The sequence below is a fragment of the Escherichia sp. E14V7 genome (assembly GCF_004212225.1).
GTDB lineage: Bacteria > Pseudomonadota > Gammaproteobacteria > Enterobacterales > Enterobacteriaceae > Escherichia.
Genome location: NZ_RHJJ01000007.1, coordinates 235,163 through 251,899 on the forward strand (window position 1 = coordinate 235,163; position 16,737 = coordinate 251,899).

Here is a 16,737-nt window from a genome sequence, read left to right on the forward strand (position 1 = left end):
AATCTGAAGATGTCTGAACCACGTTTCGTACACCTGCGGGTGCACAGCGACTACTCGATGATCGATGGCCTGGCAAAAACCGCGCCGCTGGTAAAAAAGGCGGCGGCGTTGGGTATGCCAGCACTGGCGATCACCGATTTCACCAACCTTTGCGGTCTGGTGAAGTTCTACGGAGCGGGACATGGCGCAGGGATTAAGCCCATCGTCGGGGCAGATTTTAATGTCCAGTGCAACCTGCTGGGTGATGAGTTAACCCACCTGACGGTGCTGGCGGCGAACAATACTGGCTATCAGAATCTGACGTTGCTGATCTCAAAAGCGTATCAGCGCGGTTACGGTGCCGCCGGACCGATCATCGATCGCGACTGGCTTATCGAATTAAACGAAGGGCTGATTTTGCTCTCTGGCGGGCGCATGGGCGACGTCGGGCGCAGTCTTTTGCGTGGTAACAGCGCGCTGGTAGATGAGTGTGTCGCGTTTTATGAAGAACACTTCCCGGATCGCTATTTTCTCGAGCTGATCCGCACCGGAAGGCCGGACGAAGAAAGCTATTTGCACGCGGCGGTGGAACTGGCGGAAGCGCGCGGTTTGCCCGTCGTGGCGACCAACGACGTGCGCTTTATCGATAGCAGCGACTTTGATGCACACGAAATCCGCGTCGCGATCCATGACGGCTTTACCCTCGACGATCCCAAACGGCCACGTAACTATTCGCCGCAGCAATATATGCGTAGCGAAGAGGAAATGTGCGAGCTGTTTGCCGACATCCCCGAAGCCCTTGCCAACACCGTTGAGATCGCCAAACGTTGTAACGTGACTGTGCGTCTTGGTGAATACTTCCTGCCGCAGTTCCCGACCGGAGACATGAGCACCGAAGATTATCTGGTCAAGCGTGCAAAAGAGGGCCTGGAAGAGCGTCTGGCATTTTTATTCCCTGACGAAGAAGAACGTGTTAAGCGCCGCTCGGAATATGACGAGCGTCTGGAAACTGAACTTCAGGTTATCAACCAGATGGGCTTCCCGGGCTACTTCCTCATCGTTATGGAATTTATCCAGTGGTCGAAAGATAACGGCGTACCGGTAGGGCCAGGCCGTGGCTCCGGTGCAGGGTCACTGGTGGCCTACGCGCTGAAAATCACCGACCTCGATCCGCTGGAATTTGACCTGCTGTTCGAACGTTTCCTTAACCCGGAACGTGTCTCCATGCCTGACTTCGACGTTGACTTCTGTATGGAGAAACGCGATCAGGTTATCGAGCACGTGGCAGACATGTACGGTCGTGATGCGGTATCGCAGATTATCACCTTCGGTACGATGGCGGCGAAAGCGGTGATCCGCGACGTAGGCCGCGTGCTGGGGCATCCGTACGGCTTTGTCGACCGTATCTCGAAACTGATCCCGCCCGATCCGGGGATGACGCTGGCGAAAGCGTTTGAAGCCGAGCCGCAGCTGCCGGAAATCTACGAAGCAGATGAAGAAGTTAAGGCGCTGATCGACATGGCGCGCAAACTGGAAGGGGTCACCCGTAACGCCGGTAAGCACGCCGGTGGGGTGGTTATCGCGCCGACCAAAATTACAGATTTTGCGCCACTTTATTGCGATGAAGAGGGCAAACATCCGGTCACCCAGTTTGATAAAAGCGACGTTGAATACGCCGGACTGGTGAAGTTCGACTTCCTCGGCTTGCGTACGCTCACCATCATCAACTGGGCGCTGGAGATGATCAACAAGCGGCGGGCGAAGAATGGCGAGCCGCCGCTGGATATCGCCGCGATCCCGCTTGATGATAAGAAAAGCTTCGACATGCTGCAACGCTCGGAAACCACGGCGGTATTCCAGCTTGAATCGCGCGGCATGAAAGACCTGATCAAGCGTCTGCAACCTGACTGCTTCGAAGATATGATCGCACTGGTGGCACTGTTCCGCCCCGGCCCGTTGCAATCAGGGATGGTGGATAACTTTATCGACCGTAAACATGGTCGCGAGGAGATTTCCTACCCGGACGTGCAGTGGCAGCATGAAAGCCTGAAACCGGTACTGGAGCCAACCTACGGCATTATCCTGTATCAGGAACAGGTCATGCAGATTGCCCAGGTGCTCTCTGGTTATACCCTCGGTGGCGCGGATATGCTGCGTCGTGCGATGGGTAAGAAAAAGCCGGAAGAGATGGCTAAGCAGCGTTCTGTATTTGCTGAAGGTGCAGAAAAGAACGGGATCAACGCCGAACTGGCGATGAAAATCTTCGACCTGGTGGAGAAATTCGCCGGTTACGGATTTAACAAATCGCACTCTGCGGCCTATGCTTTGGTGTCATATCAAACGTTATGGCTGAAAGCGCACTATCCGGCAGAGTTTATGGCGGCGGTAATGACTGCCGATATGGATAATACCGAGAAGGTGGTGGGCCTGGTGGATGAGTGCTGGCGGATGGGGCTGAAAATCCTGCCACCAGATATAAACTCCGGTCTTTACCATTTCCACGTCAACGACGACGGCGAAATCGTGTATGGTATTGGCGCGATCAAAGGGGTAGGTGAAGGTCCGATTGAGGCCATCATCGAAGCCCGTAATAAAGGCGGCTACTTCCGCGAACTGTTTGATCTCTGCGCCCGAACCGACACCAAAAAGTTAAACCGGCGAGTGCTGGAAAAACTGATCATGTCCGGGGCGTTTGACCGCTTGGGTCCACACCGCGCGGCGCTGATGAACTCGCTGGGCGATGCGTTAAAAGCGGCAGATCAACACGCGAAAGCGGAAGCCATCGGTCAGGCCGATATGTTCGGCGTGCTGGCCGAAGAGCCGGAACAAATTGAACAATCCTACGCCAGCTGCCAGCCTTGGCCGGAGCAGGTGGTGTTAGATGGGGAACGTGAAACGTTGGGGCTGTACCTGACGGGCCACCCCATCAATCAGTATTTAAAAGAGATTGAGCGTTATGTCGGAGGCGTAAGGCTGAAAGACATGCACCCGACAGAACGTGGTAAAGTCACCACGGCTGCGGGGCTCGTTGTTGCCGCGCGGGTTATGGTCACCAAGCGCGGCAATCGTATCGGTATCTGCACGCTGGATGACCGTTCCGGGCGCCTGGAAGTGATGTTGTTTACAGACGCCCTGGATAAATACCAGCAATTGCTGGAAAAAGACCGCATACTTATCGTCAGCGGACAGGTCAGCTTTGATGACTTCAGCGGTGGGCTTAAAATGACCGCTCGCGAAGTGATGGATATTGACGAAGCCCGGGAAAAATATGCTCGCGGGCTTGCTATCTCGCTGACGGACAGGCAAATTGATGACCAGCTTTTAAACCGACTCCGTCAGTCTCTGGAACCCCACCGCTCTGGGACAATTCCAGTACATCTCTACTATCAGAGGGCGGATGCACGCGCGCGGTTGCGTTTTGGCGCGACGTGGCGTGTCTCTCCGAGCGATCGTTTATTAAACGATCTCCGTGGCCTCATTGGTTCGGAGCAGGTGGAACTGGAGTTTGACTAATACAGGAATACTATGAGTCTGAATTTCCTTGATTTTGAACAGCCGATTGCAGAGCTGGAAGCGAAAATCGATTCTCTGACTGCGGTTAGCCGCCAGGATGAGAAACTGGATATTAACATCGATGAAGAAGTGCATCGTCTGCGTGAAAAAAGCGTAGAACTGACACGTAAAATCTTCGCCGATCTCGGTGCATGGCAGATTGCGCAACTGGCACGCCATCCACAGCGTCCTTATACCCTGGATTACGTTCGCCTGGCATTTGATGAATTTGACGAACTGGCTGGCGACCGCGCGTATGCAGACGATAAAGCTATCGTCGGTGGTATCGCCCGTCTCGATGGTCGTCCGGTGATGATCATTGGTCATCAAAAAGGTCGTGAAACCAAAGAAAAAATTCGCCGTAACTTTGGTATGCCAGCGCCAGAAGGTTACCGCAAAGCACTGCGTCTGATGCAAATGGCTGAACGCTTTAAGATGCCAATCATCACCTTTATCGACACCCCGGGGGCATATCCGGGCGTGGGCGCAGAAGAGCGTGGTCAGTCTGAAGCCATCGCGCGCAACCTGCGTGAAATGTCTCGCCTTAGCGTACCGACTATTTGTACTGTTATCGGTGAAGGTGGTTCTGGCGGCGCGCTGGCGATTGGCGTGGGCGATAAAGTGAATATGCTGCAATACAGCACCTATTCCGTTATCTCGCCGGAAGGTTGCGCGTCCATTCTGTGGAAGAGCGCCGACAAAGCGCCGCTGGCGGCTGAAGCGATGGGTATCATCGCTCCGCGTTTGAAAGAACTGAAACTGATCGACTCCATCATCCCGGAACCGCTGGGCGGCGCTCACCGTAACCCGGAAGCGATGGCGGCATCGTTGAAAGCGCAGCTGCTGGCGGATCTAGCCGATCTCGACGTGTTAAGCACTGAAGATTTAAAAAATCGTCGTTATCAGCGCCTGATGAGCTACGGCTACGCGTAATCAGCAAATATTCTGAAAAGGGTCACTTCGGTGGCCTTTTTTTCTATGTGGTTTATTTAGTCATATTATAAATACATTTAGATAATCTTACTTTCGTTTTCTCCTGCCATAAAATTCTTGAACTCATGTTGATAACTCCGATTTCGGAGGCATATACCAATATACACAGTGGTCAAAAATAATATAAATTTATCAATCACATAGAATTTTTAAGGATAAAATATGAAAGCAATTTTAGGATTTGATCATCTTCTTATGCCGCGTGTTCTGGTGTTTTTTTACTGGCTGGCTATGGTGCTGACACTGATAGGCGGTGTCTTCTCCATATTTAGTGGAAACATTATCTTAGGGTTAGCTTATACCGTCATTGGTCTAATAAGCTGTCGTATGACTTTCGAATTAATTATGATAGCGTTTAAGAATAACGAATATTTGCGCCGCATTGCCGAGAGTGTTAGCAAGAATAGCGCAGAGTAATCTCTCGCAAAGCGTTTCACCAAACAACATCTCAACCGCTATTACAGGCGTTTGAGATGTTGTTTTAAAGTCAGTGTAAATGTCTGATTCATCTTTCCTGTAATTTGTGCGTATTATCAATATATAGCGATGCACGTGCGTATCATATCAATGCAGGAGATTCTATGTTGGGTTTAAAACAGGTTCACCATATTGCGATTATTGCGACGGATTATGCGGTGAGCAAAGCTTTTTACTGCGACATTCTCGGCTTCACGCTGCAAAGCGAAGTCTATCGTGAAGCGCGAGATTCGTGGAAAGGGGATTTGGCACTTAATGGGCAGTACGTGATTGAGCTTTTCTCATTTCCGTTTCCGCCGCAACGACCCAGTCGACCGGAAGCCTGCGGCCTGCGCCATCTGGCTTTTAGCGTTGATGATATCGATACGGCAGTGGCGCACCTGGAAAGCAATAACGTGAAATGTGAAGCGATACGTATCGATCCATACACGCAAAAACGCTTCACGTTCTTTAACGACCCTGACGGACTGCCGCTGGAACTGTATGAGCAGTAAGGCTTGTCATTACTGCATTTGCCCGGTAACGTGCCGGGCATCGCTACTGTAAAATCGCGCTATCATGACACTCACACTGAATACACAACTTCTCACCTCACGCCAGATTCTGGCGGCCTTTAGCGGCGGGCTTGACTCCACCGTTCTGCTGCATCAGCTGGTGCAGTGGCGGGCGGAAAATCCGGGCGTCACTTTGCGCGCTATCCATGTGCATCACGGTTTAAGTGCCAATGCTGATGCCTGGGTGCAACATTGTGAAAATATCTGCCAGCAGTGGCAGGTGCCGCTGGTGGTCGAGCGCGTACAACTTGCGCAAGAGGGGTTAGGCATTGAGGCCCAGGCGCGGCAGGCGCGTTATCAGGCATTTGCCCGCACCCTGTTGCCTGGTGAAGTACTGGTCACAGCACAACATCTTGACGATCAATGTGAAACCTTTCTGCTGGCGCTTAAACGCGGTAGCGGCCCTGCCGGGCTTTCGGCTATGGGGGAAGTCTCGGAGTTTGCCGGAACGCGGCTTATCCGCCCGTTCCTCGCTCGCACGCGGGGGGAACTGGCGCAGTGGGCGTTGGCGCATGGTTTACGCTGGATTGAAGACGAAAGTAATCAGGATGATAGCTACGATCGTAACTTCCTGCGCTTGCGCGTCGTGCCGTTATTGCAGCAGCGTTGGCCACATTTTGCCGAAGCGACGGCCCGTAGTGCCGCACTTTGCGCCGAACAAGAGAGCCTGCTGGATGAACTGCTGGCGGATGATTTAGCGCACTGCCAAACGCCGCAAAGGACGCTGCAGATTGCGCCAATGCTGGCGATGAGTGATGCCCGTCGCGCGGCGATTATCCGCCGCTGGCTGTCAGGGCTGAATGCACCAATGCCTTCCCGCGACGCGCTGGAAAGGATCTGGCAGGAAGTGGCGCTGGCGCGGGAAGATGCTTCCCCCTGTTTACGTTTGGGCGCGTTTGAAATCCGCCGCTATCAGTCGCAACTGTGGTGGATTAAATCCGTCGCCGGGCAAAGCGAAACCATTGTGCCGTGGCAGGCGTGGCAACAGCCGCTGGAATTACCGGCGGGGCTGGGAAGTGTACAGCTTACTGCGGGAGACGATATTCGCCTTCCGCGTGCAGACGAAGCAGTCAGCGTGCGTTTCAAAGCGCCAGGATTGCTGCATATTGTCGGGCGCAACGGCGGACGTAAGCTGAAGAAAATCTGGCAAGAGCTGGGCGTGCCGCCGTGGCTACGTGACACCACGCCACTGCTGTTTTATGGCGAAACGCTGATTGCGGCGGCAGGGGTATTTGTGACGCAAGAAGGTGTGGCTGAAGGTGAGAAGGGCGTAAGTTTTGTCTGGCAAAAAACGCTTAGTTAAGTGAAAGCCGGATAAGACGCTTCAAACGTCGCATCCGGCGAAAGTCAATCAGGACTCGCTCACTACCACCGTACCGATTTCCGGGTGGCTAAAGCTGGTAATTTTATCCAGACGTAGCTCGCGGGTTTCGCCAGCGGCCTCGACGACCAGATACTCCACATTTTTGCGGGAGACCAAATCGCTGGCCTTCGCCTGCAATTTTTCGCCATCTTTCAGCTCAAGTGTCAGCATTAAATGATGCTGGCAGGCGAGCTCAAGATTATCGTAATCATCACAATTGATTGGTTGATACGTATCATTCATTGACATAATCGCTCACCAGTAAGTTTGCCGCAGCGTATGCTGCTTTTTCCCTGACAGCCTCAGAAAGGGCGTCGTCGGCAGCCATTTCATTCAGCACTTTCAAAACGCAGCCCAGCGCGTCCGGAACGTATCCTAAGTCTCCGCTGGCGATTTCCGCGTACCGCTTGCGTATTAACTCACAATATTTTTCCACATGCCCTCCTGTCAGCACTCTGACTTAACCGTGGATGCAAGTCTAAGCCTACGAAGATAAACTCTGTTTCGCAAGGTGACTATACCACACTCATTTCTGCAATATCAGCGCCGTAACTGCACGTATTCCGTTACAATGGCCTCCTGATTCGAAAGGAGTTTTCTTATGGCGCTTAAAGCGACAATTTATAAAGCGACGGTTAATGTGGCCGATCTCGACCGCAACCAGTTTCTCGATGCCTCTCTGACGCTGGCGCGCCATCCTTCAGAAACCCAGGAGCGCATGATGCTGCGCCTGCTGGCGTGGCTGAAATATGCTGATGAACGTCTGCAATTTACCCGAGGTTTGTGTGCCGATGATGAGCCGGAAGCGTGGCTGCGTAACGATCACCTGGGCATTGATTTGTGGATTGAACTGGGGCTGCCGGATGAGCGACGGATTAAGAAAGCCTGCACCCAGGCCGCAGAAGTGGCGCTGTTTGCCTATAATAGTCGGGCGGCGCAAATCTGGTGGCAGCAAAATCAGAGCAAATGTGCGCAGTTTGCCAATCTTTCCGTCTGGTATCTGGACGATGAACAACTGGCGAAAGTAAGCGCCTTTGCCGATCGTACCATGACGCTGCAGGCAACGATTCAGGATGGTGTTATCTGGTTATCGGATGATAAGAATAATCTGGAAGTGAACTTAACCGCCTGGCAACAACCTTCATGATTGTGATTTCCCGACATGTTGCTATCCCCGATGGTGAGCTTGAGATCACCGCCATTCGTGCGCAGGGCGCGGGCGGGCAACATGTCAATAAGACCTCAACGGCTATTCATCTGCGTTTTGACATTCGGGCGTCCAGCCTGCCAGAGTATTACAAAGAACGCCTGCTCGCCGCCAGCCATCATTTAATCAGCAGCGATGGCGTGATTGTCATTAAGGCGCAGGAATACCGTAGTCAGGAGCTCAACCGCGAAGCGGCGCTGGCCCGGTTGGTGGCAGTGATTAAAGAATTAACAACAGAACAAAAAGCCCGACGACCCACGCGGCCCACCCGCGCATCAAAAGAGCGCAGGCTGGCATCGAAGGCACAAAAATCAACCGTGAAGGCGATGCGCGGCAAAGTGCGCAGCGGTCGGGAGTAAAAAGAAGGAATGGATGGTGAGAAAAGCGATAGTGACAGCGTTGGCTGTAATCAGCCTCTTTACTCTTATGGGATGTAACAATCGGGCCGAAGTCGATACGCTTTCTCCGGCGCAGGCTGCCGAACTGAAACCGATGCCGCAAAGTTGGCGCGGCGTGCTGCCGTGTGCCGATTGCGAAGGGATCGAAACCTCTCTGTTCCTCGAAAAAGATGGAAGCTGGGTGATGAACGAACGCTATCTTGGCGCTCGTGAAGAGCCTTCATCCTTTGCCTCCTACGGTACATGGGCGCGAACTGCCGACAAGCTGGTATTAACCGACAGCAAAGGTGAAAAGTCATATTATCGAGCGAAAGGGGATGCACTGGAGATGCTCGATCGTGAAGGTAATCCCATTGAATCGCAGTTCAACTACACGCTGGAACCGGCAAAATCGAGCATGCCAATGACGCCGATGACCCTGCGTGGCATGTATTTCTATATGGCTGATGCGGCGACCTTTACTGATTGCGCGACCGGAAAACGTTTTATGGTGGCGAATAACGCAGAGCTGGAGCGTGGCTACCTGGCTGCGCGGGGTAACAGTGAAAAACCGGTGTTACTGTCAGTTGAAGGTCACTTTACGCTGGAGGCTAATCCGGATACCGGTGCGCCGACCAAAGTATTAGCGCCCGATACGGCGGGTAAATTTTACCCGAACAAGGATTGCAGTAGTTTGGGGCTGTAACCCGTCTTGAGATAGAAACAAACGAAATATTGCCTCATGCGCTGCGCTTATCAGGCCTAAAGCATACAGTGCAATATTTTGAATTAGCACGATTTTGCAGGCCGGATAAGGCGTTCACGCCGCATCCGGCATTTTGCGCACGAGGCTGGCTTTTATCACTGAGTCAGTCCAACAAAGCGACTTGCTTTAATATAAATCCCTGGCTTCAGGTGCCCAACATACTGTAACTGCGTTTCTGGTTTAAATGCAGAGACATCACCACTACGCATATGCATCAGATCGGCAGGGCTAATCCAGCCCGATTGCGCCAGCGTAAGCGGATGCCCGGATTTGGCAAATGCATCAGTGACAAATTCCGAACAAAACCACGACTTTTTGTCTCCTTCGCCCACACTGCTTAACTGCGCTTTCGCCAGGCCGCTGACGCACTGTTGGCGAAAATCTGCGGAAAAAGGATTCAGTGAGCACATCTGGCGGGTCACCATAAATGGAATGAACTCGACAATGCCGCGATAGTTATACCCGCTATCTTTGATTTTGTTGGCGAACGCGGTGATTTCTGTGGCTTGTTGCGGGGTAAGGTCCGGGACTCGTAAAACGAAAAGCTTATCACTGTGCTTCATGGCTTTTTTCAGGGAAACAATCTGGACGCCAGCGCCTGTCGCTTCTGCAACGTTATTATCACCCAGATAGATTGCAACGTGACTCACAGAGGAAGTGCTGAAGACGCGGATACCAAATGAGGTAACCCCAAGGCTTGAGGAGAACAGCAAATCGCCGGATTTGAGATCAGGTTCCGTTATTTCTTTTATTGCTTGTTCGGTGAAAGAGCTTTGATGTTGGAATTTGATTGCCCATGTTTTTGCCTCGGCATCTACCGCTGTGGCTGATGAGTCTGGCTGGCTGATATCAACGGTACAGGCCGAAAGTAAAAGAAAGCAGGGGACAAGCAGGCGGCAGTACGCCTTTGGTTTATCCATTTTATACAATCCATGTAAAAAAGGGTCCTGAAATTCAGGACCCTTTCTGACATCAGCCTTTAATCTGTTTCACCAGATAATCGACGATGTCACCAGTTTTAATTAACTGCTTCTCGCCGTTACGACGATATTTATATTCGATATCGTCGTTGTCGAGGTTACGGTCGCCCAGCACAATAGTGTGCGGAATACCGATCAGTTCCATATCAGCAAACATCACGCCCGGACGCTCTTTGCGGTCATCCAGCAGCACTTCGATACCTTGTGCACGCAGTTCGCTGTACAGTTTCTCGGCCAGTTCCTGTACGCGGAAGGATTTGTGCATGTTCATCGGCAGAATCGCCACCTGGAACGGCGCGATAGCGTCAGGCCATACGATGCCGCGTTCGTCGTAGTTCTGCTCAATCGCCGCAGCTACCACACGCGTTACCCCGATACCGTAGCAACCCATCGTCAGGATTTGGTTACGACCATCTTCACCCTGTACGGAGGCTTTCAGTGCTTCGGAGTACTTGGTACCCAGCTGGAAGATGTGACCAACTTCGATACCACGTTTGATCAGCAGCGTACCCTGACCATCCGGGCTTGGATCGCCAGCCACCACGTTACGGATATCCGCAATTTCTGGGGTAGCGACATCGCGATCCCAGTTGATACCGAAGTAGTGTTTACCATCGATGTTAGCACCAGCAGCGAAATCACTCATCGCCGCAACGGTACGGTCAATCACCACCGGAATCGGCATGTTTACCGGACCCAGTGAACCCGGACCGGCTTTAACCACGGCACGAATTTCTTCTTCGGTCGCGAAAGTCAGCGGGCTTGCAACCTGCGGCAGTTTTTCTGCTTTAACTTCGTTCAGCTCGTGGTCACCGCGCACCAGCAGCGCAACCAGCGGGAAGCTACTGCCTTCAACCGCTTTAACCAGCAGAGTCTTAACCGTTTTCTCAATCGGCAGATTGAACTGTTCAACCAGTTCCGCGATGGTTTTCGCGTTCGGCGTATCAACCAGCGTCATTTCCTGGGTAGCAGCAGTGCGCGGTTCTTTCGGCGCGATAGCTTCTGCCAGCTCAATGTTCGCTGCATAGTCAGAGGTGTCGGAGAAGACCACATCGTCTTCACCGCTCTGCGCCAGCACCTGGAATTCGTGAGAGGCGCTGCCGCCGATAGAACCGGTGTCGGCCTGTACGGCGCGGAAATCCAGCCCCATGCGGCTGAAGATTTTGCTGTAGGCCGCATACATTGCATCGTAGGTTTCCTGCAGGGATTCCTGAGAAGTATGGAAAGAGTAAGCATCTTTCATCAGGAATTCGCGGGAACGCATGACGCCGAAACGCGGACGCACTTCGTCGCGGAACTTGGTCTGGATCTGATAGAAGTTCAGCGGCAGCTGTTTGTAAGAGCTAAGCTCGTTACGAATCAGGTCAGTGATAACTTCTTCATGAGTTGGGCCGAGTACGAACGGACGCTCGCCACGGTCAACAAAACGCAGCAGTTCCGGACCGTACTGTTCCCAACGACCACTCTCTTGCCACAAATCGGCTGGCTGAACCACCGGCATCGACACCTCGATCGCACCGGCGTTGTTCATCTCTTCACGCACGATGTTTTCGACTTTTTTCAGAACGCGCACGCCGGTCGGCAGCCAGGTATATAACCCGGAGGCCAGCTTGCGGATCATCCCGGCGCGCAGCATCAGCTGATGGCTGATCACCTCGGCGTCGGCAGGTGTCTCCTTGAGAGTGGAGAGCAGGTATTGGCTAGTACGCATGTTGTTACGGTTCCAGTTGGAAGGTAGAACAGGCTCAAGGCGAGCCTGGGACAAAAAAAGTGATTTAGTTTACCAGTGCAAAAGAAATGTCAAAAGAGAAGGGCGTGAATTTAACGCGGTTCCAGCGCAAAGACTTCAAAACCTGCGTCGGTGACGCGCCAGCGAACGTTAAAATCATGCAGCCAGACGGCATAGGTTTTGCCCGTTTCCTCACCTTTACGATAGGCCGGGCGCGGGTCCTGCGCCAGTACTTCGCGGATAAACAGCGTTAACTGCGGATAACGCTTCTCCAGTGTCAAAAGCTGCTTTTCGACCTCTGCGGTAAAGCTCACCGCCATTTCTGCCGCTGGCGCATTTTGCGCATAGCTGGCGCTGGCATCGGGAAGCGATTCGGCAAAGGGGAGATACGGTTTGATATCCACCACCGGCGTACCATCGACGAGATCCAGACTGCCGAGCTTCAGAATCACGCTGTCTTTATGGCAAACAACCTCTTTCAGCTCTACCAGCGACATACCAATCGGGTTAGGGCGGAAAGTGGAGCGCGTAGCGAAAACCCCCATTCTGGCATTGCCGCCAAGACGAGGCGGACGCACAGTCGGACGCCAGCCGCCTTCCATCGTTTGATGAAAGACGAAAAGGATCCATAAATGGCTGAACGCTTCCAGGCCGCGAACGGCGTCGGCCTGGTTGTAGGGAGCAATGAGATGCAGTTCACCGTTGGCGCTTTTTACCAGACCAGGCTGGCGCGGAACGGCGAATTTTTCTTTATAGGGCGAGCGAATAACGCCTATTTGCTCGAACTGGAAACTGCTCATTTCGCCGTAATATTAAGCGCAGAACCGATACATACAGCCTGACGATAGCAGCCTGGCGTACCGCTGGTGACTTCGCAGCTATGCAGTAATACCGCATTGGCTTTCATTTTAGAGGCATTGATTTGCATCCGCTTACGCGCGGTTGGAATGCTCGGCGGAGAGTCCTGATTAGAGGCCTGGCATGAGTCGCCACTGACTTCACCGAGATCGCGGAACGGTTTGCCGACTAATTCTTCTGCATTGGTATAAATTCGGACCGGCGTAGCGCGCGGCGCTTTCGGTTTTGCAGGCTCCGCTTTCGGCTGGGGTGCAGTGCTTTGAACGGGTTCGACAGGGGATCTGCTTAACATGGAACAGCCGCTTAGCATGAGTGCTACTAAACAGATCGGTAAAGCACGCATAGTATTTCCTCAATGTATGATCAAAACGTCAATATTGAATCAGGCGCTTGTAAAAATGACAAGACGGGCAAGCGCCCGTCCTGAATGATATTACAAATTGTGGAAACAGCCTAAAAATTACCAGCCTTTAACTGCACCGCCGTTAAACACTTTGTTTGCCGCTTCGTAAACTTCGTCAGACTGATAAGCCTGGACGAATTTCTTCACGTTTTCCGCGTCTTTGTTGTCTTCACGCGTTACGATCAGGTTTACGTACGGGGACTCTTTATCTTCGACAAAGATACCGTCTTTCGCTGGAGTCAGGCCAATCTGGCTGGCATAAGTGGTGTTAATAACTGCCAGAGCGATTTGCGCGTCGTCCAGAGAGCGAGGCAGCTGCGGTGCTTCCAGCTCAACAATTTTCAGATTTTTTGGGTTCTCAACAACATCAAGAACGGTCGGCAGCAGGCCAACGCCATCTTTCAGTTTGATCAAGCCCACTTTTTGCAGCAGCAGCAGTGAACGACCAAGGTTAGTTGGGTCGTTTGGCACGGCAACCTGCGAACCATCCTGCAATTCATCCAGTGATTTGATCTTCTTGGAGTAGCCAGCAATTGGATAAACAAAAGTGTTGCCTACTGCGACCAGTTTGTAGCCACGATCTTTCAGTTGCTGATCAAGGTACGGTTTATGCTGGAAGGCGTTGGCGTCGATATCGCCTTTGCTCAATGCTTCGTTTGGCAGAACATAGTCGTTGAAGGTTACCAGCTCAACGTCCAGGCCATATTTGTCTTTCGCAACTTTCTGCGCGACTTCTGCAACCTGCTGTTCGGCACCAACAATCACGCCGACTTTAATATGATTTGGATCTTTTTCATCCTGACCGCAGCCTACCAGTGCCAGTGATCCAATCAGGGCTCCCACTGCCGCAAAGGTTTTGAATTTGAACGCCATACCTTATTCCTTCTTCAGTTATTTATGTTGTGTTGAACGTTACTTGCGAGTGACAGCCCGGACGATGCGGTCGCCTGCGAACTGAATTAAATAAACCAGAATAACCAGCAATACCAGTACCGTATTCATCACCGTCGCGTTGTAGCCGATGTAGCCATACTGATAGCCAATCTGACCTAAACCACCGGCACCGACTGCACCACCCATCGCGGAATAACCGACCAGGGTAATCAGGGTGATAGTTGCCGCATTCACCAGACCCGGCAGCGCTTCCGGTAACAGCACTTTACGGACGATCTGCATTGGCGTGGCACCCATTGCGCGGGAAGCTTCAATTAACCCGGTTGGGATCTCCAGCAGAGCGTTCTCGACCATACGGGCAATAAACGGCGCTGCGCCAACGGTTAACGGAACAATCGCTGCCTGCAAACCAATCGATGTACCGACAATAACGCGGGTAAACGGAATCATCCATACCAGCAATATAATGAACGGGATGGAACGGAAAATGTTCACAATCGCAGAAACGGTACGATACAGCTTCGCGTTAGCAATAATTTGCCCCGGACGCGTGACATAAAGCAGAACACCAACCGGCAGACCAATCACAAACCCAAAAAAACCGGATACGAAGGTCATTGCCAGCGTTTCCCATACGCCACGAACCAGCAGCCACATCATCGGCTCAGACATAACCCAGTACCTCTACTTTTACATGGTGTTCCTGCAGCCAGGCAATGGCGGCTTGCGTATCTTGTTGTGTGCCGTGCATTTCAGTCAGCATGATGCCGAACTTAACGCCACCGGCGTAATCCATCTGCGCGCTAATAATGTTGTTGTTGACGTTGAAACGACGCGCGGTTTCAGAAAGCAGTGGGGCATCGACCGACTGACCGGTAAACTCCAGACGCAGCATCGGCACGCAGTCAGTGAACGGCTCCGCTTGCAGACGTTCCTGATAATCTTCCGGGATATCCAGATGCAGGGTCGACTGAATAAATTTCTGCGCCAGCGGCGTTTTCGGATGCGAGAACACTTCACTTACCTTGTCCTGCTCGATCAGTTCGCCATTGCTGATGACCGCCACGCAATCACAAATGCGCTTCACAACGTCCATTTCGTGAGTGATCAACAGAATCGTCAAACCCAGACGGCGGTTGATGTCTTTCAGCAGTTCGAGAATAGAACGTGTCGTTGCCGGGTCCAGCGCGCTGGTGGCTTCATCACACAGCAATACTTTGGGATTGCTGGCTAACGCACGGGCAATTGCCACGCGCTGTTTCTGCCCACCGGAAAGGTTCGACGGATAGCTATCATGCTTATCGCCAAGACCAACCAATGACAGCAATTCCGTCACGCGACGTTTGATCTCGTCTTTCGGTGTGTTGTCCAGCTCCAGCGGCAGAGCCACGTTGCCAAAAACAGTACGCGAAGAGAGCAGGTTAAAATGCTGGAAAATCATACCAATCTGGCGGCGAGCTTTGGTCAACTCGGATTCTGACAGCGTGGTCAGTTCCTGGCCATCGACCAGCACGCTACCCTCGGTTGGGCGCTCCAGCAGGTTTACACAACGTATAAGCGTACTCTTACCCGCGCCTGAGGCACCGATAACGCCATAAATTTGTCCAGCTGGCACATGCAGGCTGACGTTGTTCAACGCCTGGATGGTACGGGTGCCCTGGTGGAACACTTTGGTGATATTCGAAAGTTTTATCATTGATTATTTATTATCGTCATTAAGTTAGTCGTGGCATTTCGAATGCCTGAAACGGGCAACGCCGTCAATGAAATGGATGTTAAGGCATCCAGACGTCTAAATCAATCAGGTTTATGCGAAGAGCACTTTCTTGCAGGTCGAAACATGCGATACTAGCGTCACATGCCTTATTAAGGAGCTATAAAAGGTGGCGAAGAGCGTACCCGCAATTTTTCTTGACCGTGATGGCACCATTAATGTCGATCACGGCTATGTCCATGAGATCGACAACTTTGAATTTATCGACGGTGTTATTGACGCCATGCGCGAGCTAAAAAAAATGGGCTTTGCGCTGGTGGTAGTAACCAACCAGTCTGGCATTGCTCGCGGTAAATTTACCGAAGCACAGTTTGAAACGCTGACCGAGTGGATGGACTGGTCGCTGGCGGACCGCGATGTCGATCTGGATGGCATCTATTATTGCCCGCATCATCCGCAGGGTAGTGTTGAAGAGTTTCGCCAGGTCTGCGACTGCCGCAAACCACATCCGGGGATGCTTTTGTCAGCACGCGATTATTTGCATATTGATATGGCCGCTTCTTATATGGTGGGCGATAAATTAGAAGATATGCAGGCAGCGGCAGCGGCGAATGTGGGAACAAAAGTGCTGGTGCGTACGGGTAAACCTATTACGCCTGAAGCAGAAAACGCGGCGGATTGGGTGTTAAATAGCCTGGCAGACCTGCCGCAAGCGATAAAAAAGCAGCAAAAATCGGCGTAATGACTAAAAGATGAGCGGTTGAAATAAAAATGCATTTTTCCGCTTGTCTTCCTGAGCCGACTCCCTATAATGCGCCTCCATCGACACGGCGGATGTGGATCACTTCACACAAACAGCCGGTTCGGTTGAAGAGAAAAATCCTGAAATTC

Annotated in this window: 18 protein-coding genes; 9 read left to right on the top strand and 9 right to left on the bottom strand. The window is 52.2% G+C overall.

Annotated elements, in window-relative coordinates; translation table 11 throughout:
- Window positions 1–9: 9 nt before the first annotated feature.
- From dnaE to tilS, 5 genes are all read left to right on the top strand, one after another.
- Complete coding sequence (gene dnaE / locus D9741_RS09785; protein WP_130217318.1) at window positions 10–3,492, top strand: DNA polymerase III subunit alpha; 3,483 nt, start codon at window positions 10–12, stop codon at window positions 3,490–3,492.
- 12 nt (window positions 3,493–3,504) lie between these two features.
- Window positions 3,505–4,464 carry an acetyl-CoA carboxylase carboxyl transferase subunit alpha gene (accA, locus tag D9741_RS09790; protein WP_000055746.1) on the top strand — a complete coding sequence of 320 codons (960 nt, stop codon included), beginning with the start codon at window positions 3,505–3,507 and terminating at the stop codon, window positions 4,462–4,464.
- 222 nt (window positions 4,465–4,686) lie between these two features.
- Complete coding sequence (locus tag D9741_RS09795) at window positions 4,687–4,941, top strand: DUF4282 domain-containing protein (protein WP_130205036.1); 255 nt, start codon at window positions 4,687–4,689, stop codon at window positions 4,939–4,941.
- Between the two features lie 164 nt (window positions 4,942–5,105).
- Window positions 5,106–5,495 carry a VOC family protein gene (locus tag D9741_RS09800; RefSeq protein ID WP_130217316.1) on the top strand — a complete coding sequence of 130 codons (390 nt, stop codon included), beginning with the start codon at window positions 5,106–5,108 and terminating at the stop codon, window positions 5,493–5,495.
- A 64-nt stretch (window positions 5,496–5,559) separates the two neighbouring features.
- Entirely contained in the window at window positions 5,560–6,858 is a 1,299-nt protein-coding gene (gene tilS / locus D9741_RS09805; RefSeq protein WP_130217314.1) for a tRNA lysidine(34) synthetase TilS, read from the top strand.
- A gap of 48 nt (window positions 6,859–6,906) precedes the next feature.
- Here the strand turns inward: tilS and rof are convergent, their stop codons facing one another.
- Complete coding sequence (rof, locus tag D9741_RS09810; protein ID WP_000062312.1) at window positions 6,907–7,167, bottom strand: Rho-binding antiterminator; 261 nt, start codon at window positions 7,165–7,167, stop codon at window positions 6,907–6,909.
- Window positions 7,154–7,354 (bottom strand): YaeP family protein, encoded by a 201-nt coding sequence (locus tag D9741_RS09815; RefSeq protein ID WP_000417058.1) that lies wholly within the window; start codon window positions 7,352–7,354, stop codon window positions 7,154–7,156. Before D9741_RS09815 ends, rof begins: the two co-directional genes overlap by 14 nt.
- A 165-nt stretch (window positions 7,355–7,519) precedes the next feature.
- Here D9741_RS09815 and D9741_RS09820 point away from each other — a divergent pair, with 165 nt between their 5' ends.
- From D9741_RS09820 to nlpE, 3 genes are read left to right on the top strand one after another with little or no spacing between them, the layout of a single operon-like run.
- Window positions 7,520–8,065 carry a YaeQ family protein gene (locus D9741_RS09820; protein ID WP_001185282.1) on the top strand — a complete coding sequence of 182 codons (546 nt, stop codon included), beginning with the start codon at window positions 7,520–7,522 and terminating at the stop codon, window positions 8,063–8,065.
- A complete protein-coding gene (arfB, locus tag D9741_RS09825) occupies window positions 8,062–8,484 on the top strand; it encodes an alternative ribosome rescue aminoacyl-tRNA hydrolase ArfB (RefSeq protein ID WP_130217312.1) in 423 nt (140 codons plus the stop codon). The genes D9741_RS09820 and arfB overlap by 4 nt, the downstream gene beginning before the upstream one ends.
- Window positions 8,485–8,497: 13 nt before the next feature.
- On the top strand, window positions 8,498–9,208 hold the full coding sequence (gene nlpE / locus D9741_RS09830) for an envelope stress response activation lipoprotein NlpE (protein ID WP_130217310.1): 711 nt from the start codon (window positions 8,498–8,500) through the stop codon (window positions 9,206–9,208).
- 155 nt (window positions 9,209–9,363) lie between these two features.
- On the opposite strand, the gene D9741_RS09835 is transcribed toward nlpE, so the two are convergent.
- From D9741_RS09835 to metN, 7 genes are all read right to left on the bottom strand, one after another.
- Entirely contained in the window at window positions 9,364–10,188 is an 825-nt protein-coding gene (locus D9741_RS09835) for a YaeF family permuted papain-like enzyme (RefSeq protein ID WP_130217308.1), read from the bottom strand.
- 52 nt (window positions 10,189–10,240) lie between these two features.
- Entirely contained in the window at window positions 10,241–11,959 is a 1,719-nt protein-coding gene (gene proS, locus D9741_RS09840; RefSeq protein ID WP_130217306.1) for a proline--tRNA ligase, read from the bottom strand.
- Between the two features lie 110 nt (window positions 11,960–12,069).
- On the bottom strand, window positions 12,070–12,777 hold the full coding sequence (tsaA, locus tag D9741_RS09845; protein WP_130205048.1) for a tRNA (N6-threonylcarbamoyladenosine(37)-N6)-methyltransferase TrmO: 708 nt from the start codon (window positions 12,775–12,777) through the stop codon (window positions 12,070–12,072).
- Entirely contained in the window at window positions 12,774–13,178 is a 405-nt protein-coding gene (rcsF, locus tag D9741_RS09850) for an Rcs stress response system protein RcsF (RefSeq protein ID WP_001202329.1), read from the bottom strand. Before rcsF ends, tsaA begins: the two co-directional genes overlap by 4 nt.
- Before the next feature lie 117 nt (window positions 13,179–13,295).
- Window positions 13,296–14,111 (bottom strand): methionine ABC transporter substrate-binding lipoprotein MetQ, encoded by an 816-nt coding sequence (metQ, locus tag D9741_RS09855; protein ID WP_000874226.1) that lies wholly within the window; start codon window positions 14,109–14,111, stop codon window positions 13,296–13,298.
- Between the two features lie 39 nt (window positions 14,112–14,150).
- Window positions 14,151–14,804 (bottom strand): methionine ABC transporter permease MetI, encoded by a 654-nt coding sequence (locus D9741_RS09860; protein WP_001294600.1) that lies wholly within the window; start codon window positions 14,802–14,804, stop codon window positions 14,151–14,153.
- On the bottom strand, window positions 14,797–15,828 hold the full coding sequence (metN, locus tag D9741_RS09865; protein WP_000593990.1) for a methionine ABC transporter ATP-binding protein MetN: 1,032 nt from the start codon (window positions 15,826–15,828) through the stop codon (window positions 14,797–14,799). The genes D9741_RS09860 and metN overlap by 8 nt, the downstream gene beginning before the upstream one ends.
- A 187-nt stretch (window positions 15,829–16,015) precedes the next feature.
- Between metN and gmhB the strand changes: the two genes are divergently transcribed.
- Window positions 16,016–16,588: a D-glycero-beta-D-manno-heptose 1,7-bisphosphate 7-phosphatase gene (gene gmhB / locus D9741_RS09870; RefSeq protein ID WP_097751265.1), complete on the top strand. Its 573-nt coding sequence runs from the start codon at window positions 16,016–16,018 to the stop codon at window positions 16,586–16,588.
- The last annotated feature ends 149 nt before the right edge of the window (window positions 16,589–16,737 follow it).